Consider the following 15,652-nt stretch of genomic DNA (forward strand, 5'->3'; position numbering starts at 1 on the left):
ATTTTTTTCTATATAATCCAAAATTCTGCCTGTATACGGTGCTCACATGAAATAATCTTTACCGGAAATTTTCCAGTTTTATTCAAACGATTTTTTTATGAATGAGCAACTTCGTGCTTTACTGGCTGCAAATGCCGGCCTTCCTTATCAATCTGTAACAGATGACTCACATCTTTCAAAGGATCTTGGCCTGGATAGCCTTGACACCGTAGACATTGTTTTACAGCTTGAAGACATGTTTCAAATTGCCATACCGGATGAAGATTATCAGCAGCTGCAAACCGTGCGACAGTTTTCAGAATATCTGCATAAAAGACTGACAGCTGTGCCTAACAGTTACTCGCCTGTAAATAATTGGCTTTATCCGGCCGTTTAACACACTTGTTTGTAAAATTGAATCGGGATGATTTAAGAGTAAATGAGGATCGTTTTTTGCCTTTGTTTGTTTTACCTGAAAGTATCAGTTAGGCACTAGAGGGTTGGCTGAAATTCATTCGTTTTAAATCATGAAAAAATTACTGATTATTTTTTTGTTGTGCATCTCTGTTAACGTGTTTGGACAAAATTATGATGAGGCAAAAGTCGCGGCTTATACTTTGCCGGACTTACTGATGTCGGTAAACAAAAAGAAAATTACAACGGTAAAAGACTGGGAGAACATCCGGCGGCCGGAAATCCTTTCACTATTTGAAGAAAACGTGTATGGCAAAATGCCAAGGCAATTTGATAACATAGTCTTTGAGGTCAAAGGTGAAAACAAAAATGCGATGAATGGAAAAGCGCATTTGAAAGAAGTTGAAATTGCAGTCACCAGCAACAAAAAGACTGTACGAATCAATTTGATCCTGTTTGTGCCTTCAAAGATAAAAGAACCGGTCGCGGCCTTTCTTTTAATTAACAACAGAGGTAAGGAAAATACTTCACCGAATAGAGAAGTAATCAGTGGTTTTTGGCCGGCTGAACGTCTTATTGAGGCAGGATATGCAATTGCAGCGTTTCATTACAGCGATGCAGCCCCGGACAATGAGGACACTTTTCAAAATGGCGTACTGAGATTATATCCTGAACAATTATCAGCTGGTGACGGAATGAAGGCGGTAGGTGCATGGGCCTGGGCGGCCAGCAGAGTGATGGATTATTTTAAACAGGACAAGGATATCGATGCGTCGAAGGTAACCGTGGTAGGACATTCGCGTGGCGGAAAAGCTTCGCTGTGGGCAGCAGCACAGGACACCCGTTTTGCTATGTGTGTCACCAATTGTTCCGGTAATACGGGTGCTTCGTTGTCGCACCGGCGGTTTGGCGAAACAATTGAGCGGATTAACACCAGCTTTCCTCATTGGTTTGCTGACAATTATAAAAAATATAACAGCAATGAGAAGGGGCTTCCGCTGGATCAGCACATGTTGCTTGCACTTGTAGCACCACGGCCTTTATATGTAACCAATGCTTCGCAGGATCTTTGGGCAGATCCGAAAGGAACATATCTGTCTGAAAAAGAGGCTGAGAAAGTATATCGTTTATATAAGCTTACATCCAGCCTGCCCGTTTCACCGCCTGCGGTAAATATGCCTTTTGTTAAACCACCTTTGGCATATCACATCCGTGAAGGCAAACATGATCTAACAGAATACGACTGGGCACAATTTATCAAACTGGCAGATAACCATTTTGGCAAAAAGAAATAAGATCCTTTTTATACCAGGTTAATTAGCCACTATTCAACTATTTATCAGATCCTTTCGGAATGCAGCCGGTGTAACGCCTGTTTTATTTTTGAACAAACGGTTAAAATACTGCGGATACTCAAACCCCAGTTTAAAAGCCGTTTCATTAATGGATAAATTGGTAGTCAGTAAAATCTGTTTTGCCTTTTCAATCAGCAGATTGTGGATGTGCTGCTGTGCACTGAGACCGGTGAGCGAGCGTAGCATATCACTTAGATAATGCGCCGAAACGTTCAGTTCGTCGGACAGCTCCTGTACGCTGGGAATTGATTTTATGTCATCCTGCTGAAAAATATTTTTGATCAGTATTTCAAAACGGGCCAGAGGTTCCTGTTCAGAACTTTTGCGGGTGATAAACTGACGGTTATAAAATCGGTTGCAATAATTGAGTAAAACTTCAATGTGCGAAACAATAACATCCTGACTGAAACCATCAATTGGCTGCCGATACTCAGAGCGTATATCGTGTGTAATTCTTGCAATGAGCTCTTCCTCTTTTTCAGACAAGTGCAGCGCCTCGTTAATGTTATAGGAGAAAAAACCGTAATTTTCTATTTTGGCGGCCAGCGGATATTGCCTGATAAAATCAGGATGTATTAAAAGCATCCAGCCCGTAAGCCGGGAATAATCCAGGTTTCTGTTAATTGTAAAAACCTGCATAGGTAATGAAAATCCCATCAAACCATTACTGAAATCATAATACTTACGACCATAACCGATCGTACCGTCGATATTCTTTTTAAGAAAAATCGTATAAAAATTATAGATAAGCTTGTTATCCGGCAGATCGATCAATTCGGCACGACATGCCAAGTCGATTACACTGATAAGCGGATGTTCCGGCTCAGGCAGATCAAGTAGTTTGTGATATTCTGCTATGGAATTAATAATGTGTGGATTAGCTGAGGATTTCATGGGAGTATCCATTTAAACACAGGAAAGTCAACCTCTCCTGTGCTAAGTTTATCTGTGATTTTAAGCTTAAAGGTTAATACCCGACATGGAAGTCTGATCGTAGCGGTCACCGGAGGTTTTTCCAACCGGCACGATTGATTCAAGCGCTGCAAGTTCTTCGGAAGTAAAAACGATATCCGCTGCTGCATAGTTTGCTTCCAGATTTTTTACCCTTCTCGTTCCCGGGATCGGAACCGTTCCCTTGGTCAATGTCCAGGCAATAGCAAGCTGTGAAGGTGTAACAGACTTTTCTGCGGCCAGTTTTTGTATTTCCTTTACCAATTCAAGATTTCTGTAAAAATTTTCTCCCTGGAAACGTGGAATGCTGCGACGGAAATCATTGGCATCAAAATCATCCGGGCTTTTTAAGTCACCGGTTAAAAACCCGCGACCCAGAGGAGAGTAGGCAACAAAGCCGATACCAAGTTCTTCAAGTGTATCCACCAGGGCATTTTCTTCAGCGCTTCGTTCAAATAGCGAATATTCCGTTTGAACAGCGGTGATCGGATGTATATTATGCGCCTTTTTTAACGTTTGAGCCGAAACTTCCGATAACCCAATGTACTTTACTTTACCGGATGCGACAAGTTCCGCCATTGCGCCAACGGTCTCTTCAATAGGTGTTTCAGGATCAACCCGATGTAAATAATACAAGTCGATATAATCTGTTGCCAGGTTTTTAAGCGAACGTTCAACAGCTTTTTTTACATAATCTGGCCTGCCGTTGATACGCCAGGTTAGTTGTTCATTGTCATCGACCTCGTAGCCAAACTTTGTAGCTATAATGTATTTTTCTCTTTTTGAGAAAATGGCTTTTTTGATCAGCCTTTCGTTCAAAAGAGGGCCGTACAAATCTGCCGTATCCAAGAAATTGATTCCCAGTTCCAAAGCGCGGTGAATCGTTGCAATTGCTTCTTTTTCATCTGCACTTCCATATATTTCCTGTCCGGCTAAGGTAGTCATGCCCATGCAACCAAGTCCTTCAACCGGTACTTCGAGTCCCTGACCTCCAAGTTTTATCGTTTTCATGCTGCTCATAATTTTGCTGTAATAACTGTAATTGTAACAGCACAAAGGTCAGCATATTAAAGTGGGTAGGGTTATACAAATCAGTGTAATTTGTATACAAACCGGAGCATATCGGAATGGGTTGGTTTAAGAGATACGTCGTAAAAAGTTAGCCGATTATTAAGAAAGAAATTTTTGTATTACCTTCTGAACGATCTCAATAAGACCCTTAAATGTATTAGGCTTGATAAAATATTTATTAATGCCCGATTTAATCGCTCTACCCGCTAGTACCGGATCATTGGACGTGGAAATCATTACAGCAGGTACTTCGTCCAGTTCCGGGTTAATTCTGATTGCCTCAATGGTTTCCAAACCGTTCATTACGGGCATATTCATGTCAAGCATAATCAGTGAAGGATCCGGTATTTCAGGGTCCTCAATCTGATCGAGCAATTCGGCCCCATTTTCCGCTTCAACAAAATTTACATCAGGATTTACCTGAGTCATTGCCTCTTTAATGAGGAACCGGTCATCAGCATCATCATCTGCAAGGTAAATCGTTTTTGGTTTTTCCATTTTGGCAAACGACCTATGAATTGTGAAAGGTAAATTTTAATCAAATGTAGCAAAAAAAATGCAGGCACGATATTTTATAAAATATGTATATTGGACAGGATGTGGTGTAATTTTCCCCTAGTAATGAGAGATTCTTTTAAACTATTGGTGATTGATGATGATCAGGATGATCATGAAATCTTTCGTGGTGCCTTGGATATTGCCTTCCCAAAGGCATTTTGTGAGTTTGCGTTAGATAGAGCCGACGCAATAAAAACCCTGAGTAACAATAAAAACGTTGCTCCGGATTATATTTTCATGGATTGGAATATGCCCAAAATGGATGCTGAGGAATTTATGAGACAGCTCAGGTTACTGCCGGATATGCAGGGTGTGGGTGTTTTTGTACTTTCTGGTTCTGCTCCTTATGTTGAGCTGGAACATCTTCATGCTCTTGGCGTTAAAAAAGTGTTGATGAAGCAGGCTTCCATTGCACTTCTTTCACACGAACTTATTAATGCAATAGGTTCAGGTGCAAATTAAATTGAATAATTTTTAAGATATAATAAGGTTACTATCCAATAACAGAAAAGCCGGCTCCGAATATTCGGGCCGGCTTTTCTGTTATTGGGCTTTTATATTTTAAAGCGTTCTCTTTACTTCACGTAATTCAAAGCTTTCGATAATATCACCAACTTCGATATCATTGTAATTTTTAATACTTAAACCACACTCATATCCGTTTCTAACTTCCTGAACGTCATCTTTGTAACGTTTTAATGAGTCAATTTCACCGGTTAGAAGTACGATACCGTCACGAACAATTCTGATTTTGTTGTTTCGTTTCACAAAACCATCTGTTACGTAGCAACCTGCGATTGTACCAATCCTGCTGATTTTGAATACTTCACGTATTTCAATGTTACCGGTAATAATCTCTTCAATAGAAGGTGCAAGCATACCGGTCATCGCATCTTTGATCTCATCAATAGCACTGTAAATCACAGAGTAGTGACGGATCTCGATCTGATCCTGCTCTGCCATTTTCTTGGCATTTGCAGATGGACGAACCTGGAATCCGATCACGATCGCATCGGAAGCAATCGCAAGGTTCACATCCGATTCAGAAATTTGACCCACACCTTTGTGAATAATATTTACTTGAACCTCAGAAGTAGATAGCTGCAATAATGAGTCAGAAAGTGCTTCAACAGAACCATCCACGTCACCTTTTACGATCAGGTTCAATTCACGGAAGCTACCGATTGCCTTACGACGGCCGATTTCTTCAAGTGTAATATGTTTACGCGTTCTGATTGTCTGTTCGCGCTGTATTTGCTCGCGTTTAACTGCAATCTCACGGGCGTCACGTTCATTTTCAAAAACGTTGAAACGATCACCAGCCTGCGGAGCACCATTTAATCCCAGCAACTGCACCGGCATAGACGGTCCTGCTGTTTTCAATTTTCTTCCCAGGTAATCTGTCATCGCTTTCACTTTTCCGAAGTGTGCCCCTGCAAGAACCACATCACCAAGTTTCAAAGTACCGGTTTCGACAAGAAGTGTTGTTACATATCCACGGCCTTTGTCAAGTGAAGCTTCCACAACCGTTCCGTTTGCACGGCGGTTCGGATTTGCTTTCAATTCCAAAAGTTCTGCTTCAAGGAGTACCTTTTCAAGCAACTCATCAATACCAAGTCCTGATTTGGATGAGATTTCCTGAGTCTGGTATTTACCACCCCATTCTTCTACAAGCAGGTTCATGTTGGCAAGTTCCTCACGGATCTTCTCAGTATTGGCGCCAGCTTTGTCCACTTTACTAAAAGCAAACACGATAGGTACACCAGCAACCTGTGCGTGATTGATTGCCTCACGTGTCTGCGGCATGATACTGTCGTCCGCTGCAATAACGACGATAACAACGTCAGTTACTTTGGCACCACGGGCACGCATCGCTGTAAAGGCTTCGTGACCCGGCGTATCCAGGAAGGTAACCTGCTTGCCTACTTTTGTTTTTACGCTGTATGCACCGATGTGCTGGGTAATTCCACCCGCTTCACCGCTTGCTACGTTTTCTTTACGAATATAATCCAGTAAAGAAGTTTTACCGTGATCTACGTGACCCATGATCGTTACGATTGGAGCCCTTTCAATCAGGCTTTCTTCGGTATCCACTTCTTCAACAACGTCATTCTGAACTTCTTCCTCTGCCGAGATAAACGCTACTTCAAAACCAAATTCATCAGTAATAAAAGTAATCGCTTCCGCATCCAGACGTTGGTTGATCGAAACAAACATACCCATGCTCATACAAACAGAGATAACCTCCTGCACGGTAACGTCCATCAGTGACGCCAAATCGTTGGCTGACACAAATTCGGTTACGCGCAATACTTTTGTTTCTTCCTCATCCTGTGCGTTTGGATCGTTCTGATCTGCACGGTCACGGCGTCTGAGGCCTCTTCCTCTACCTGCCGATTTAGAGTTACTGCCACCACCCATACGGGCCATGGTCGCACGGATGTTATCTGATACTTCTTTGTCAGATACTTCTTCGCGTTTTCCTCCTCTGCGGTTATTTGCGGCTCCGCGTGCTCCTGTTTTGGAAGCTGCGCTGCCTGTACCAGCTGCGGGAGTAGTTCCCGGTGCAGCCGGGGTTCCAGGAGTTCCCGATGCCGGTCTGTTACCGGTTCTGTTTCCTGTTGAAGGCGTAGCAGTGCCTTCGTTTGTGTTACGCCTTGGTGCAGTACCAATAATTGGTCCCTGCGGAGCCGGTGTTGTCGTTGCCGGTTTGGCAGGATCGCCAGGTACTGCAACTCCGTCACGAATGCGTTTTCTCTTACGACGACGTTTTTTATCTGCGGCTGTATCACTGCTGGATGCAACCGGATCTTTTTTCTTGAATTTGTCAGAAGGAAGTTCAATCTTTCCAATTACACGCAGTCCGCGTAACTGTTCTCCTTTGGCTTCAATCAGTTCCGATGCTCCCGATTCATCAGGAGTAGCTTCTGCTTTAACCTCCGTTGGCTGCGGTTGTGCCGGCGCATCAGCCGGTTTATCAGCAGCAGGCTGCTCAGCTACAACTTCTGTTTTCTGTACAGGTTGTGGTTGCTCAGCAGGTTTTTGTTCAGGGACGACTGGTTTGGCTTCGGCAGGAACCTCAGCTTTTACTTCTTCTTTTTTCACCTCAGCTACAGGAGCAGGTAATTCTTCCTTAACCGGTTCCTGTACAACCTGTGGTTTTTCAACCGCAACAGGTGCTTTTACCTCTTCCTTTTCAGGAATGACAACAGGAGCAGTTTCAGGTTTTTTCTCTTCAGCTACTGGTTTTGCAGCTTCTGGTTCAGGTTGTTTTACAGCAGGAGTTTCCGGCGCTGTGTAAGCGGGCTTTTTAGCATCCAGGTCAATTTTTCCAACTACCTTAATTCCAGGCAGACGGTTTTCAAAAGCAGGAGCAGCCGTTTCTTGTTTTTCCTCAACCTGAGGTTTTTCTTCAGCAGGTTTTGCAGCGTTGTTTCTGAAATACAGGATTCCGTCTACGTCGCTTTTAACCTTTTCTTCTTTTATTTCCACAGGTGCTTCAACCGGGGCTGGACGCGGAACCATCGAGGTTCTCAGGTCATCCGATTTGAAATCCTTTGCAAGAAACTCAATTTGATCAGAATTAATTTTGGTATTAGGGTTACTTTCCACCTTATACCCTTTGGCAGACAGATGATCTACGATCGTAGTAATTCCTACGTTCAGGATCCGTGCCACTTGGCTAAGGCGCATCATTTTATCTTCTGCCATATTAGCAATTAATAGAAAAAGTTTTGCATTTGCGGACTTGCTAACACCAGTGTCAGTTCATCCAAATTTATTATTCAAATTCTTTACGCAGGATATCCAGAATCTCTTCAACAGCTTCTTCTTCCAGATCCGTACGTCTTACAAGTTCTTCTTTATTGAGGGCGAGAACACTCTTCGCAGTATCCAAACCGATCTTATGCAATTCTGCAATCATCCAGTCCTCAATTTCATCAGAGAATTCAGACAAGTCAACATCCTCGTCGTTGTGTTCTTCAATATCTCTGAACACATCAATTTCCATTCCAACAAGCTTGCCCGCCAATTTTATATTCTGCCCTCCTTTACCGATTGCCAGTGAAACCTGATCCGGTTTTAAGAAAACGGAAACACGTTTTGAATCACGGTCAATCTGCATCGAACTTACTTTTGCAGGGCTAAGTGCTCTGCTGATAAGTAACTCAAGGTTTTCGGTGTAGTTGATCACGTCAATATTTTCGTTGCCCAGCTCGCGAACAATCGAATGGATACGTGAACCTTTCATGCCGACACATGCTCCAACCGGATCAATTCTGTCATCGTAAGATTCAACCGCCACTTTTGCACGTTCCCCTGGTTCACGAACAACTCTTCTTACAGAAATAATTCCATCATAAATCTCAGGAATTTCAACTTCGAAAAGTCTTTCAAGGAAAACGGGAGAGGTTCTTGAAAGTGTTATTTTCGGAGAACCATTGTTCATGTCAACCTTGTGTATCACTGCTTTGACCGATTCGCCTTTACGGAAACGATCTTTTGAAATCTGCTCCGTACGTGGAAGAGAAAGTTCATTTCCTTCACTGTCCATGATGATTACTTCATGACGCAGGGTTTGGTAAACTTCTCCGCTGATCATTTCGCCCACCTGATCTTTGTACTTTTCATACATGATCTCCTTCTCCATATCTTTTATTTTCTGGATCAGGGTCTGGCGGGCTGTCTGAACAAGCCGGCGTCCGAATTCAACAAGTTTAACTTCTTCGGCAACTTCTTCACCGACTTCAAAGTCATTCTGGATTTTACGCGCTTCAGCAAGAGGAATTTTATTATAATCCCATATATCTTCCGAATTGTCATCAACAATTTCGCGAGTCCGCCACATTTCAAGGTCTCCGCTTTCAGGGTTAATGATTACATCAAAGTTATCATCGGTGCCATACTTTTTGCGAATCATTGTACGAAATACTTCCTCTAACACACTGATCATCGTCGGACGGTCAATGTTTTTCGAACTGGCAAACTCTGCGAATGATTCAATTAATACTCCGCTATCCATTTTTATGTTAAAGAATATTTGCTGATACTAAGTTAAACATATTATATACTACATCACAAATCAACCAACAGGCTGAGACGTAAATTATTTAAACGAGATCTCAATCATTGCTTTTGCAACATCACCCAGACTAATTTCTCTGATCATGGATGCGGGATCAACAGGTACTTTGGATTTCTTTTTTGGCTCAGGCAACTGTAGCTTTAAATTATCTTCTCCAACTTCAATCAGATTTCCCGAAACAGCTTCACCCGTTTTTAAGGTCACTTTCAGGTTTCTGCCAATATTTTTTCGGTACTGTCTCAGCAAAACCAATGGCTGGTCAAGACCCGGAGACGATACTTCCAGTGTATAAGCTTCTGCGAAAACTTCAAGTTCTTCGAGTTGTTTCGCTAATCTTCTGCTTATTGAGGTACATTCCTGAATCGTAATGCCTTCATCACTGTCGATCAGAATGATCACTTTTTGACTTACCTTGGAAGGTTTAATGATGAGATCTACAAGAAACAAGTCGCCTTCCTCCAACATTGGATTCAGTAAAACTTCTAAATGCTCTTTTATGGACATGTATGGCTTGGTACAAATAAAAAAGGGGATTTAAGACCCCCTCAATCAACCGATCAACTCGAATTATGATGCAAAGGTAAAACTATTTTATCATTTGTACAAGTTATGGTTTCAGGTTCTGAAAGGTTAAGCTATTTTTGTTGGCAATTCAAAACAACCTCCATGAAAAGAATTAAGAAGACTTTTTCCTTTTTTTACAAATGTTTTGTCATCTACACACTAGTTGTTTACGCACTGCTTTTCTGGTTTCCGTTCAAAGGCTGGTTTTGGGGTTTTGTCATGATGTCCTTCCCGGTAGTCATCGCCGGGCATTTGATCATTCTTGCCTTTTCTCTTTTTTCCAGCCGTAAAAATGTACTTCTCCCTTTGCTAGTGCTTTTACTGGGGTGCATTTTCCTGCCGCGTACGTATTCTTTCAGATCTGGTCCGGAAAAGGTAACATCCAAACAGGAAAAATCATTCAAGGTGATGAGTTATAATGTACATGGTTTCCAGCACAATTCTCAGGCTTCCAAAGATCAGGTTAACCGTGACATTAAGGAAATGAAAGAATGGATTGTCAATACAAAGGCGGATATACTTTGTCTGCCGGAATACATCAACTACTCCAATACTGAACTAATGGATGCGACACTGGAGTTGAAAAGGGCAGGTTATAAACATGTAGCTTACCTCAACCAGACAAAATGGAACATGCCACACAGTTACTGGGGAATGGCCATGTTTTCGAAATATCCGATCATAGCGCAAAAGGATACTGTTTTTGAGATGCAAAATGGAATGATCCAATCCGATATTAAAGTGCAAGGCAATACTGTCAGACTTATTTCTCTGCATCTGCTTTCTATGACCTTGAAATTGAATGCGTTCAGGCAGCAAAAAACGTTAAAAGGTGTTGCCCGTGAGTCTAAAAAAACCACTAAGTTAATTAAAAGAGGTTTTGACAACCATGCGCTGGAAATGACCGTACTGGAATCCTGGATTAAAGAGTCGCCCTATCCGGTAATCGTGTGCGGTGACTTTAACGAAACACCTTACAGTTATGTCTACGGGAAAACAAGGTCATTATTAAAAAGCACATTTGAAGAGAAGGGCAGGGGCTTTGGTTTTACATTTAATAAGCTCCCATATTTTATCCGGATTGATCACCAGTTCTATGACAAAAATAAATTAGACCTTGTGGATTTTCAAACTGTTGATTCGGTAAGATACTCCGACCATTATCCACTTATCGGAACCTATGAGTTTGCCAAGGCCAGGGACTGATTTCGATAAATAGCTATAAATGAGAAAAGCCCCATGTCGGGGCTTTTCTCATTTATAATTAACTCCTAAACTATCCAGTTCTTCGAGCGTGACAGTAGGCGGAAAAACCGCATGCTCTAATTTGTAAATGACCAGACCGGCCGTTTTTAATGCCAGCTCTTTACTTTCAAAACTTTTTGTACCCGGCACGCCAGGCAAAAAAGGTTGTTCTATAATGGCTGTGGTGTCCTGTAAAATCAGGTATCCCCAGCCAGTTTCTCTTTGAAATGCCTCCGCTTTTAAATTGCGAAAGCCTTCGCTGCCCGGCCCATTACTTACTTTCGAGCGGTTCGAGAAGTAAAAAAAGGCTGCAACAGCAAAGGCTATCAGGCAGATCAGAACAATTATATTTTTGTTTCTGCTGCTCACGGTATTTTAGTTATTATCGTCAGCGTTGACCGGTGAAGTAGGATCAAATGCCCAGAAATCATCCACATTGATAGATCCAGAAACACCTGTTCCGATAAATCCGATATCTCCGAAACTGAATCCTGCTGCATAACTTCTTGCAGAGCCTGATTCAAATGGTGTCATAGCTGTCCAGGTATTGGTTGTTGGTGCATACTCCCAAACATCAGAAAGTCCTGTTCCGCCTACGATATAAGCTTTGTTGTTGATAACCAGCGTAAATCCAAATGCACGTGCTGTAAGATCCGTCCAGGTATCTCCGGTATCCACCATCTTATTCCATGAGCCCAATCCGCTATTTCCGGCTGGATCAAACTGGTAAAGGTCTTTTGTGTTGGCGGTAGAGTTGTTCTGGCCAAAACCAACATAAGCTTTTCCGTCAATCACAAATGAATTTGCTCCACGGCGTTTACCACCTGTAAAGGTTGCAACTTCAGCCCATTTATCCGTTGCCGGGTCGTAGCTGTAAAAATCCTGATAGAAGTTTGTTCCGTTGTATCCCAGACCCACATAGCCTTTTCCGTTTACAACAAATGCAGATGCGTTGTTACGTGTTCCGGCAAAGTCAGCAACTTTTTTCCACAAGTTGGTAGCAGGATCGTATTGGTAGAAATCTTTTTTGTATCCGTTGTCTACCAAAGTATTTCCATCGTAACCTGTTCCTACGTATGCTTTTCCGCTGATTACGAAGGCAACTGCATCATGTCTTCCTGTGCCTGTGTAATCTGCGATCTGTGACCAGATTTTAGTGCTAACATCATAAGCCCAAAAGTCCTTAACACGGGAAACGGTTTCGCTTGTACTTCCTGTTCCGATGTATCCCTTACTGCCGATTGAAAAACTAACTGCACGGCTTCTTGCAGATCCTCCGAAGGACGGCAGTCCAGCTTTGTACCAGTTTCCAACTTTGTCTGCTTCTACATCATCGTTATTACAGCTAAACTGAAGTAAGGCAGTAGACGCAACCAGGAGGGCTAATGAGGTCTTTTTTAAAGTATTAAACATGAAAAAATTATGGTTTGACTAATTGTTACAAATGAATTATTCTACTTGGTTTTTAAACTTAACTTAAATATCGTGGATATTTCCGTCGGGCAGCACGGAGGTTTTCCAATGAAATTTTCTGCAAACATAACATCTTGAACCTGCTAAGAGAAATATATATGTACTTTTTAACAAAAGTTATGATACCTGATTGAATTTTTAACGCATAATAGTTCGTTATGTTGTTCGGAAAAGGTGTTCATATATCAAAATTCAACGCCTCAGCTAAATGCTAAATAATGCAGTCAGGGATAAACAGGTTATGTTTTCTTTCCTAATTTTTAGTGTCTGCCACTATTTCCGGTCAGTCTGCGTAGTGTTGTAAAACGCAGGTGAATTACATTTATATACTTTTCCATTCACATTAATTATCAATACGCCCCGGCGTTTTGTTTTGTTGCATAAACGTTGATATTCATAAATTTTACCTTTTATAGTAATTACATCTTGTTATTAACGTTACATCTGATAATTTTGCACTTTTACCGTTCTTGCCTTAAATGAAATTTATTTCCTCTTGTTTCAAAACGTTTTCCGCTGTTGTTCCTAAATTTCTGGTTGTAACAGGTTTAAGCCTTGCTTTTGCGGGCTGTCAGTGGGGCGACCAAATAGAAGCCATCGAACAACCAAATCCGGATGACTTTACTGCTTTATACTCCGATACCACTTCTATAAGTATATCAACCGTTGCACCGGACTCGGTTATGACAGGTTCTTCTTCCAGATTATTCTTTGGGAGATATAAAGATCCGTATCTGGGAAAAATGCACGCGGCTTCCTTTTTTCAGCCATCTCTGGGAGAATCTTCCATAGCACTGGCGGATAAGGCTGTCTATGACTCACTGATTTTGTCACTGCGTTATGATGGCTATTATTATGGTGATACAATGAAAGTAATGAACATGTCGGTTCATGCGCTGACGGAAGACATTACACTTAAAAATGCCTATTATAACAGCAATACAACTCCCTACGAGGCACAGCCAATTGGGAAAATCAGCTTTTACCCAACACCCAGACCAAACGTCAACAATGCGAGAAGAGATTTAAAAATCAAACTGTCTAATACGCTTGGACAAAAGATTTTCGATATGGCTAAGGCTAATTTGATAACTAATAATACGGAGTTTATTAATGTATTAAAAGGGATTGTAGTACTTCCCGGTGCATCAGATAACGGATCGGTTGTTGGCTTCAAGACAATAGACGCCAATACTTCTATTCAACTGCACTATCATACTCCGGACATTGAAGGTGTAACCAAAGATTCTACAGTCCTTCAGCTTGCAGCACTTTACAATCAGCTTGGCGGTGATAGGAGCCAGACAGCTTTGGCTAAATTGCCTCATACGATTCGTGTCGCACTTCCCTCTGCCCAGACGCAGAATATGAGTTTCATTCAGGCAGGACCAGGCATTATGACACGTGTTGATCTTCCAACGGTTCGTCAGCTAAAATATAATAACTATTCCTTTGCTAACCGGGCATACATTTACATTGAGCCTTTGAAGTTATCCGCGGAATATCCGTTTGTGGCGCCCCAAACATTATATGTGTATTTGTGTGATAAGAACAATGAATACATCCGAAGCGCTGGCTATCCGGTGGAACTTTCTACACTCAGCGGTGCCCCTGTAACAGCTACATTAACCAACGACCTGGTCAACAACAAATCATTTTACCGTATTGACGTCAGTCAGTATGTAAGCGATATTCTCAGAAGTGATTCCGAGGAAATTTATGGATTGCTTTTAAGGACTTCTGCAATTTCTACAACTGATCCTTCTTTTCCGGATTTAAATACGGAATTCAGCAAAGGTTTTAACAGGCTGATCATTGGAAATCAGGCAAACCAGAATGGGAAATTGAAACTGGAATTGTATTACACAACAGTGAAGATCAACTAGAAAGAAACATAGAGTAGCTTTTTCAGGCCTGCAATTTTTCGAAATTGCAGGCCTGTTTTTGTTACATGACGTAACCGTTCTTTGGCAAAATCTTATCCGGAATATTTTCGTCTCCGATCAGCTGGAGCAAATTGATCTCTATGGTTCTGCATAAAGATGTCATTGGAATGTCGTTTGGTACATTTTCGAAAGGACTTTGCATTACATATGAAATGTTTTCCATATAGAAAAATAGGAATGAAATCAAAAATGTAATTGGAATGGAGATACGTCCAATACTTTCTATAAGTCCCATTGGTAAAATAATGGTAAACAAAAAGATGACCAGATGGACAAAGAAACTGTATTGCGTAGGAAATATTGTATTCTTGATCCGCTCACATTTACCCATGGAGTCGCACAGGCGGGCAATGGTGCCATCCAGACTCTGAAACAGGATCCGGTCGATTTCTCCTCTTTGAAAAGAGTTTGTCAATCTTTCCTGTATAAGCTGTAAAATCGCATTGGGTATGTTGTCATGCCCTTTTACGTAAAGTAATTCATCTGCCTTTAAATGAAGATCTGCCATAATTAAAATGGGTTCTTTTCTGAGGGAGTTGCTCAATGCATAACACCATGCGATTTGTAAATGCGTTACATTTTCAATTATTTCAGTTCTTTCCCTGGCCTTGGGATCGATAAAAGACATTGCCTGCCGGATTAATGTCCTGCTGTCATTTACGATTGCTCCCCATATCTGGCGAGCTTCCCACCAGCGGTCATAAGCTGAGTTGGTACGAAACCCCAAAAGCAGGGAAAGTGCCGTACCGACTATGGTAATCATGGAAATCGGGAAAACCAAAAAGTCCCAGTTGTGATATTGATAAAGATAAAAAACCAGCGCAGCGTAACTCGTAACACCAACGACGCCAATCCAAATGCCTTTCAGCAGCCGCCAGATTGAAAATACTTCTTTAACGTACATAAAAACAGGTAGGAAGATGAAATAATAAAAGGGCTGATTCGTACTGAAAGAAAAACAATTATACCAATGTAGTCTAAAGCAAACAAGCACGGAACAATTGCCCCGC

Annotated in this window: 14 protein-coding genes; 5 read left to right on the forward strand and 9 right to left on the reverse strand. The window is 41.6% G+C overall.

All coding sequences use genetic code 11. The annotated features are described in order from the left end of the window. The first annotated feature begins 97 nt into the window (after positions 1-97). Positions 98-376: an acyl carrier protein gene (locus tag E0F88_RS27755; protein ID WP_131961603.1), complete on the forward strand. Its 279-nt coding sequence runs from the start codon at positions 98-100 to the stop codon at positions 374-376. Between the two features lie 130 nt (positions 377-506). Beyond that, positions 507-1,688: an alpha/beta fold hydrolase gene (locus E0F88_RS27760; protein ID WP_131961604.1), complete on the forward strand. Its 1,182-nt coding sequence runs from the start codon at positions 507-509 to the stop codon at positions 1,686-1,688. A 33-nt stretch (positions 1,689-1,721) separates the two neighbouring features. Here the strand turns inward: E0F88_RS27760 and E0F88_RS27765 are convergent, their stop codons facing one another. The 3 genes from E0F88_RS27765 to E0F88_RS27775 form a co-directional block, all read right to left on the reverse strand. Further along, positions 1,722-2,642, reverse strand: a complete 921-nt coding sequence (locus E0F88_RS27765; protein ID WP_131961605.1) for a helix-turn-helix domain-containing protein — start codon at positions 2,640-2,642, stop codon at positions 1,722-1,724. Between the two features lie 66 nt (positions 2,643-2,708). Then, positions 2,709-3,710 (reverse strand): aldo/keto reductase, encoded by a 1,002-nt coding sequence (locus tag E0F88_RS27770; RefSeq protein ID WP_310589735.1) that lies wholly within the window; start codon positions 3,708-3,710, stop codon positions 2,709-2,711. 159 nt (positions 3,711-3,869) lie between these two features. Next, positions 3,870-4,268 carry a response regulator gene (locus tag E0F88_RS27775; RefSeq protein ID WP_131961607.1) on the reverse strand — a complete coding sequence of 133 codons (399 nt, stop codon included), beginning with the start codon at positions 4,266-4,268 and terminating at the stop codon, positions 3,870-3,872. Between the two features lie 123 nt (positions 4,269-4,391). Here E0F88_RS27775 and E0F88_RS27780 point away from each other — a divergent pair, with 123 nt between their 5' ends. Continuing rightward, positions 4,392-4,790 (forward strand): response regulator, encoded by a 399-nt coding sequence (locus E0F88_RS27780; protein ID WP_165940170.1) that lies wholly within the window; start codon positions 4,392-4,394, stop codon positions 4,788-4,790. 99 nt (positions 4,791-4,889) lie between these two features. Here the strand turns inward: E0F88_RS27780 and infB are convergent, their stop codons facing one another. The 3 genes from infB to rimP form a co-directional block, all read right to left on the reverse strand. Continuing rightward, entirely contained in the window at positions 4,890-8,039 is a 3,150-nt protein-coding gene (gene infB, locus E0F88_RS27785; protein ID WP_131961609.1) for a translation initiation factor IF-2, read from the reverse strand. Between the two features lie 70 nt (positions 8,040-8,109). Next, on the reverse strand, positions 8,110-9,351 hold the full coding sequence (gene nusA / locus E0F88_RS27790) for a transcription termination factor NusA (protein WP_131961610.1): 1,242 nt from the start codon (positions 9,349-9,351) through the stop codon (positions 8,110-8,112). 84 nt (positions 9,352-9,435) lie between these two features. After that, a complete protein-coding gene (rimP, locus tag E0F88_RS27795; protein WP_131961611.1) occupies positions 9,436-9,918 on the reverse strand; it encodes a ribosome maturation factor RimP in 483 nt (160 codons plus the stop codon). Positions 9,919-10,080: 162 nt separating this feature from the next. On the opposite strand from rimP, the gene E0F88_RS27800 reads away from it, so the two are divergent. Continuing rightward, positions 10,081-11,184, forward strand: a complete 1,104-nt coding sequence (locus tag E0F88_RS27800; RefSeq protein ID WP_131961612.1) for an endonuclease/exonuclease/phosphatase family protein — start codon at positions 10,081-10,083, stop codon at positions 11,182-11,184. Between the two features lie 48 nt (positions 11,185-11,232). Here E0F88_RS27800 and E0F88_RS27805 read toward each other — a convergent pair whose 3' ends face one another. Together E0F88_RS27805 and E0F88_RS27810 are read right to left on the reverse strand one after the other, a co-directional pair. Then, the gene (locus E0F88_RS27805; RefSeq protein ID WP_131961613.1) at positions 11,233-11,592 is read right to left on the reverse strand and encodes a DUF4907 domain-containing protein; all 360 of its coding nucleotides are present in this window, start codon (positions 11,590-11,592) and stop codon (positions 11,233-11,235) included. Positions 11,593-11,598: 6 nt separating this feature from the next. Next, positions 11,599-12,636, reverse strand: coding sequence for a Kelch repeat-containing protein (locus tag E0F88_RS27810; protein WP_131961614.1), 1,038 nt, complete (start codon positions 12,634-12,636; stop codon positions 11,599-11,601). A gap of 539 nt (positions 12,637-13,175) precedes the next feature. On the opposite strand from E0F88_RS27810, the gene E0F88_RS27815 reads away from it, so the two are divergent. Then, positions 13,176-14,582 carry a DUF4270 family protein gene (locus E0F88_RS27815; RefSeq protein ID WP_131961615.1) on the forward strand — a complete coding sequence of 469 codons (1,407 nt, stop codon included), beginning with the start codon at positions 13,176-13,178 and terminating at the stop codon, positions 14,580-14,582. Positions 14,583-14,643: 61 nt separating this feature from the next. On the opposite strand, the gene E0F88_RS27820 is transcribed toward E0F88_RS27815, so the two are convergent. Further along, on the reverse strand, positions 14,644-15,546 hold the full coding sequence (locus E0F88_RS27820) for a bestrophin family protein (protein WP_131961616.1): 903 nt from the start codon (positions 15,544-15,546) through the stop codon (positions 14,644-14,646). Positions 15,547-15,652 lie beyond the last annotated feature (106 nt).

The sequence above is a fragment of the Dyadobacter psychrotolerans genome (assembly GCF_004349265.1).
GTDB lineage: Bacteria > Bacteroidota > Bacteroidia > Cytophagales > Spirosomataceae > Dyadobacter > Dyadobacter psychrotolerans.

Bases quoted from the DNA above. Each gene is read 5' to 3' on its own strand.
- E0F88_RS27755 (WP_131961603.1), top strand. From the start codon at position 98: ATGAATGAGCAACTTCGTGCTTTACTGGCTGCAAATGCCGGCCTTCCT.
- E0F88_RS27760 (WP_131961604.1), top strand. From the start codon at position 507: ATGAAAAAATTACTGATTATTTTTTTGTTGTGCATCTCTGTTAACGTG.
- E0F88_RS27765 (WP_131961605.1), bottom strand. From the start codon at position 2,642: ATGAAATCCTCAGCTAATCCACACATTATTAATTCCATAGCAGAATAT.
- E0F88_RS27770 (WP_310589735.1), bottom strand. From the start codon at position 3,710: ATGAAAACGATAAAACTTGGAGGTCAGGGACTCGAAGTACCGGTTGAA.
- E0F88_RS27775 (WP_131961607.1), bottom strand. From the start codon at position 4,268: ATGGAAAAACCAAAAACGATTTACCTTGCAGATGATGATGCTGATGAC.
- E0F88_RS27780 (WP_165940170.1), top strand. From the start codon at position 4,392: ATGAGAGATTCTTTTAAACTATTGGTGATTGATGATGATCAGGATGAT.
- infB (WP_131961609.1), bottom strand. From the start codon at position 8,039: ATGGCAGAAGATAAAATGATGCGCCTTAGCCAAGTGGCACGGATCCTG.
- nusA (WP_131961610.1), bottom strand. From the start codon at position 9,351: ATGGATAGCGGAGTATTAATTGAATCATTCGCAGAGTTTGCCAGTTCG.
- rimP (WP_131961611.1), bottom strand. From the start codon at position 9,918: ATGTCCATAAAAGAGCATTTAGAAGTTTTACTGAATCCAATGTTGGAG.
- E0F88_RS27800 (WP_131961612.1), top strand. From the start codon at position 10,081: ATGAAAAGAATTAAGAAGACTTTTTCCTTTTTTTACAAATGTTTTGTC.
- E0F88_RS27810 (WP_131961614.1), bottom strand. From the start codon at position 12,636: ATGTTTAATACTTTAAAAAAGACCTCATTAGCCCTCCTGGTTGCGTCT.
- E0F88_RS27815 (WP_131961615.1), top strand. From the start codon at position 13,176: ATGAAATTTATTTCCTCTTGTTTCAAAACGTTTTCCGCTGTTGTTCCT.
- E0F88_RS27820 (WP_131961616.1), bottom strand. From the start codon at position 15,546: ATGTACGTTAAAGAAGTATTTTCAATCTGGCGGCTGCTGAAAGGCATT.